The sequence below is a fragment of the Streptomyces sp. SID5785 genome (genome assembly GCF_009870065.1).
Classification (GTDB): domain Bacteria; phylum Actinomycetota; class Actinomycetes; order Streptomycetales; family Streptomycetaceae; genus Streptomyces.
Genome location: NZ_WWIA01000398.1, coordinates 1 through 5,340, shown reverse-complemented (window position 1 = coordinate 5,340; position 5,340 = coordinate 1). Strand labels below are relative to the sequence as shown.

4 protein-coding genes and 1 pseudogene are annotated in these 5,340 nt (G+C 69.6%); 4 read left to right on the top strand and 1 reads right to left on the bottom strand.

The features are described 5' to 3' along the window. Positions 1-321: 321 nt before the first annotated feature. On the bottom strand, positions 322-1,359 hold the full coding sequence (gene mgrA / locus GTW43_RS13140) for an L-glyceraldehyde 3-phosphate reductase (protein WP_161301845.1): 1,038 nt from the start codon (positions 1,357-1,359) through the stop codon (positions 322-324). Positions 1,360-1,474: 115 nt separating this feature from the next. On the opposite strand from mgrA, the gene GTW43_RS13135 reads away from it, so the two are divergent. From GTW43_RS13135 to GTW43_RS37505, 4 genes and pseudogenes are all read left to right on the top strand, one after another. Continuing rightward, the gene (locus GTW43_RS13135; protein WP_161301844.1) at positions 1,475-2,248 is read left to right on the top strand and encodes an isoprenyl transferase; all 774 of its coding nucleotides are present in this window, start codon (positions 1,475-1,477) and stop codon (positions 2,246-2,248) included. Positions 2,249-2,585: 337 nt separating this feature from the next. Further along, positions 2,586-3,911 carry a PhoH family protein gene (locus tag GTW43_RS13130; protein WP_161301843.1) on the top strand — a complete coding sequence of 442 codons (1,326 nt, stop codon included), beginning with the start codon at positions 2,586-2,588 and terminating at the stop codon, positions 3,909-3,911. 390 nt (positions 3,912-4,301) lie between these two features. Next, positions 4,302-5,036 (top strand): transglycosylase SLT domain-containing protein, encoded by a 735-nt coding sequence (locus GTW43_RS13125; RefSeq protein ID WP_161301842.1) that lies wholly within the window; start codon positions 4,302-4,304, stop codon positions 5,034-5,036. 124 nt (positions 5,037-5,160) lie between these two features. Continuing rightward, positions 5,161-5,340: pseudogene (locus tag GTW43_RS37505) on the top strand (AI-2E family transporter); the annotation flags it as partial.

Here is a 5,340-nt window from a genome sequence, read left to right as displayed (position 1 = left end):
TACCGGCCGTGTGACACGGGAGAGGGAACCCGGACGCGGCGCGAAACGCACCTGGGAGCGTTCCCGTGCGGCCCGCGTGGCCCGTGAGCCCCGCTGTGAGCTCGCTGTGAGGCGGCCGGAAACGACCCTCCGGGCGTCGCCGGGCGACTGCGGAGCGTAGTGATGGCGCGCCGATGCACGCAGCATCACTTACGAAGGGTTATGGTGGAAACCCCCCCCTCGGGCCGGTCCGTATCCCCCCCCCACGGACCGGCCCGTTTTTTCTTGTCCCGCACTTGTCCGGACAAAGCCCCGCTCACGGGGCCGTGCCCGGCCCGGCGATCAGCTGCGGCCGGCCCAGATGTTCGTCCCGGGCGTCGACACGGCGAACGAGTCGATTTCGGTCAGCTCCTCGGCGCTCAGCTTCGGGGCCGCGAGCGCCGCCACGTTCTCCTCGAGCTGCCGCGTGCTCGACGCGCCGATCAGCGCCGACGTCATCCGCTCGTCCCGCAGCACCCACGTCAGCGCGAGCTGGGCGAGGGACTGGCCGCGGCGCTGGGCGATGTCGTTCAGGCCGTTCAGCCGGCGCAGCACCTCGTCGCTCAGCAGGTTCGGGTCGAGCGACTTGCCCTGCGTCGCGCGCGAACCCTCCGGGATGCCCTTCAGGTACTTGCCCGTCAGCAGCCCCTGGGCCAGCGGCACGAAGGAGATGCAGCCCATGCCGGCCGCCTCCAGGGTGTCGAGCAGCCGGTCGTCCTCGGTCCAGCGGTTGATCATCGAGTACGAGGGCTGGTGGATGAGCGCCGGGACGCCCATCTCCTTGAGCAGCCGCGCCGCTTCGGCGGTCTGCTCGCTCGAGTACGAGGAGACGCCGACGTACAGCGCCTTGCCCTGCTGCACCGCCGAGGCGAGCGCGCCCATCGTCTCCTCGAGCGGCGTGTTCGGGTCGGGGCGGTGCGAGTAGAAGATGTCGACGTAGTCCAGGCCCATCCGCTTCAGGGACGCGTCCAGCGACGACAGCAGGTACTTGCGGCTGCCCCACTCCCCGTACGGGCCGGGGTGCATGAGGTAGCCCGCCTTGGTCGAGATGACCAGCTCGTCCCGGTACGGGGCGAAGTCCTGGGCGAAGATCTTGCCGAAGTTCAGCTCCGCGGAGCCGGGCGGCGGCCCGTAGTTGTTCGCCAGGTCGAAGTGCGTGACGCCCAGGTCGAACGCGCGGCGCAGGATCGCCCGCTGCGAGTCGAGGGTGCGGTCGTCACCGAAGTTGTGCCACAGGCCGAGCGAGATCGCGGGCAGCTTCAGACCGCTGCGGCCGGTGCGCCGGTACTCCATGGAGTCGTACCGGTCCGCCGCGGCGGCGTAGGGAGAGGTGTCGTTCATGAACACGAAACTACGTCAGCCCGCTGTCCCGCACCCCACGCCAGGACCCCCCGAAAACCGGGGGTAGGCTTTCGCCCTCGGGGACTGCCGTCTGCACGGAGGGGCGAAAAAGACCGTGAACCTGCGCGACAGGCTGCGCGGCCTGCTGGTCAGGCTGTACGCGCGCCGGGTGGAAGGCCATCTGGACCATGACCAGGTGCCCAAGCACATCGGGGTCATCATGGACGGCAACCGGCGCTGGGCGAAGGCCGCCGGATCCACCACCGCCCAGGGCCACCAGGCGGGCGCCGCCAAGATCGAGGAGTTCCTCGGCTGGTGCAGCGAGACGGACGTCGAGGTCGTCACCCTCTGGCTGCTCTCGACGGACAACTTCGACCGGCCCCCCGAGGAGCTGGTCCCGCTGCTCGGCATCATCGAGGAGACCGTCCGCTCGCTCGCGGCCGACGGCCGCTGGCGCGTCCACCACGTGGGCGCCACCGACCTGCTGCCGGACGGTCTGCGGACCGTCCTCAAGGAGGCCGACCAGGCCACTGCGCACGTCGACGGCATAGTGGTCAACGTCGCGATCGGCTACGGCGGCCGCCAGGAGATCGCCGACGCCGTGCGCTCGATGCTGCACGAGGCCGCCGCCGCGGAGCAGACCCTGGAGGACGTCGCCGAGGCCGTCGACATCGACCTCATCGGCCGGCACCTCTACACCAGCGCCCAGCCCGACCCGGATCTCGTCATCCGCACCAGCGGCGAGCAGCGTCTGTCCGGCTTCATGCTCTGGCAGACCGCCCACTCCGAGTACTACTTCTGCGACGTCTTCTGGCCGGCCTTCCGCAAGGTCGACTTCCTGCGCGCGCTGCGCGACTACGCGGCCCGGCACCGCCGCTTCGGCGGCTGACCCCGCCGCACGCTGGGGACACCTCCCCGCACCGCGTCATCAGGAGTTCACGAACGCGCCGTCATGCCCCTTGCATGGCGGCGCTCGTTCGAGGGAATAAGCCCTCCAGGTCGGTGTCCGTACCAAGGACACCGCATCTCAGCGGGCGGCACGGGGCTGCCCGCCCGGGAGGCCCTTTGCACCAGGACGACCGCACGCCGAGGCGTACGGAAGACGACTTGGAGGGCCGGTTCTCGGCCCGCGCACGGCGGCCGACGACCGGTGGTCTTCTCCCACCCTCCCGGTCCGGTAACTCCTCCGTCGCTCCCCGACCTCATTCCGAGGGGGTACGTCCTTCGTGGTGACCAGCAACAAGCGCCTCCGCAAGCCCGACCGGCGCACGTATGTTCTCGACACCAGCGTCCTGCTGGCCGATCCCAACGCCATGACACGCTTCGACGAGCACGAAGTGGTGCTGCCCGTCGTCGTGGTCACGGAGCTGGAGGCCAAGCGGCACCATCCGGAACTCGGCTACTTCGCCCGGCAGGCCCTGCGCCTCCTGGACGACTACCGGATCCGGTACGGACGCCTGGACGCCCCGATCCCGACCGGGGAACTGGGCGGCACCCTGCGCGTCGAGCTCAACCACTCCGATCCGGGCATCCTGCCCTCGGGGTACCGCCTGGGGGACAACGACTCACGCATCCTCGCGGTCGCCCGCAACCTGCAGGCCGAGGGATACGACGTCACGGTCGTGTCCAAGGACCTGCCGCTGCGGATCAAGGCCTCCTCGGTCGGACTCCTCGCCGAGGAGTACCGCGCCGAACTCGCCATCACGGACTCCGGCTGGACCGGAATGTCCGAACTGACGCTGCCCGCCGAACAGGTGGACCTGCTCTTCGAGGAGGACACGCTCTACGTCCCCGAGGCCGCGGACCTGCCCGTGCACACCGGCCTCACGATCCACTCCGAGCGCGGCAAGGCCCTCGGCCGTGTCACGCCCGAGGGCAACGTGCGGGTGGTGCGCGGGGACCGGGAGGCGTTCGGTCTCAAGGGCCGCAGCGCCGAGCAGCGGATCGCGCTCGATCTGCTCCTCGACCCGGACGTCGGCATCGTCTCGATGGGCGGCCGGGCCGGCACCGGCAAGTCCGCGCTCGCGCTCTGCGCGGGCCTGGAGGCGGTCCTGGAGCGCCGCCAGCACCAGAAGGTGATGGTGTTCCGTCCGCTGTACGCGGTCGGCGGGCAGGAGCTCGGCTATCTGCCCGGCAGCGAGGCCGAGAAGATGGGGCCCTGGGCGCAGGCCGTCTTCGACACCCTCTCGTCCGTCACCTCCCGCGAGGTCATCGAGGAGATCACGGCGCGCGGGATGCTCGAGGTGCTGCCGCTCACCCATATCCGGGGCCGCTCGCTGCACGACGCGTTCGTGATCGTGGACGAGGCGCAATCGCTGGAACGGAACGTCCTGTTGACCGTTCTGTCCCGGATCGGGGCGAATTCCCGTGTCGTCCTCACGCATGACGTCGCACAGCGGGACAACCTGCGCGTGGGCCGGTACGACGGAGTCGTCGCGGTGGTCGAGAAGCTGAAGGGCCATCCGCTGTTCGCGCACGTCACGCTGACGCGCTCGGAGCGGTCGCAGATCGCGGCCCTGGTGACCGAAATGCTGGAGGACGGTCAGATTTAGCCCGTTCGGGCGTACTTGACGCCGTTCGGCAAAGCCAGAGAGCTTAGCCGGGCGGCGTCTTGGTGCGTGCGCGTTTCCGAAAAACCCCTGGGGCAAACGGGGTGTGACGTTTAACACGCAACACAGAATTGCCTCACGGCGTCCGCATACGGCAGAGTCACGGTCCTGTCAGGCCCCGCATACGACACTTCTGTGCCCCCAGCGGTACGGCACCACCGCAGCACCAGCTGCACCACGAACTCCATAACGAACGTCGTATGCCGCCCGAGCACCACGCGGCGCTCCCCACGAGGGAGTTGCCCACCGGGCCCGTGCCTCCCGTGACCCGTCAGTTGGGAGGCCAGTGCCAGGGGCACGATTGCGTCCGCGAGGGTCACACCACAGCGGGCGATGCTGGAAGGAAACCGTGTGAGCCGGATTTCGGTCCGGGGATTCGCAGTGGCCTCGGCCACCGCGGTCACCACAGTCGGCGCAGTCGTGGGTGTTGCCTCGGGCAGCACCGGCCAGCCCTCGAGCGAGGCAGAGGCCACCACGGCGAGCGACGCGACCCTCCTCGCGGACGTCCCTGCGGGACAGCAGGCGCAGGTCCAGACCTCGTCGCTGCAGCAGCAGGCGCAGACCCAGGCCATCGCGGCCGACACCGCGGCGCAGAAGTCCGCGGAGGAGGCGGCCCGTAAGAAGGCCGCCGAGGACGCGATCGCCAAGCAGCAGGACGCGCAGGCCGCGAAGGAGAAGGCCGAGAAGGAGGCGAAGGAGCGCGAGGAGGCGAAGAAGGAAGCCGCCAGCCGCTCCGCCACGCGCGACGCCTCCAGCTTCTCCACGCAGTCGTCGTACAGCACCGCCCAGATCCAGGCCATGGCGCGCCAGATGGTGCCCTCCGGCCAGTTCCAGTGCTTCAGCAACATCGTGAACCACGAGTCGAGCTGGAACTACAAGGCGGTCAACGCGTCCTCCGGCGCCTACGGTCTCTTCCAGGCCCTGCCGGCGGGCAAGTACGCCTCGGCCGGTGCCGACTGGCAGACGAACCCCGCCACGCAGATCAAGTGGGGCCTCAACTACATGAACAACCGCTACGGCAGTCCGTGTGAGGCCTGGTCCTTCTGGCAGGCGAACAACTGGTACTGAGCCGTACACCGCTCAACCTCCCGAAGCCCCTCTCCGTCATACGGTGAGGGGCTTCGGCCATGTACGGTCTAGTGCGATCGCACCCGCCGATCGCACCGGGGGACCAGGGGGAGAAGGACGGATCATGTCGCGAGTTCCAGGCTGGCTGGACCGACTCGGCGCCGGAATCAGCAAGTTGGGCGAGCAGCTCGACGAGCGCCGCGCGCAGGCCGAGCGGGACACGGACGACGGCCCCGCACCTCCGCCCGCGCCCGCGGCCGCGCCGGACAGCGCAGCCGCGCGGGACGCGGCGGGTGAGGCGGGT

Excerpts from the sequence above, each read along its gene's own strand:
- mgrA (WP_161301845.1), bottom strand. The coding sequence starts at position 1,359 with ATGAACGACACCTCTCCCTACGCCGCCGCGGCGGACCGGTACGACTCC.
- GTW43_RS13125 (WP_161301842.1), top strand. The coding sequence starts at position 4,302 with ATGCTGGAAGGAAACCGTGTGAGCCGGATTTCGGTCCGGGGATTCGCA.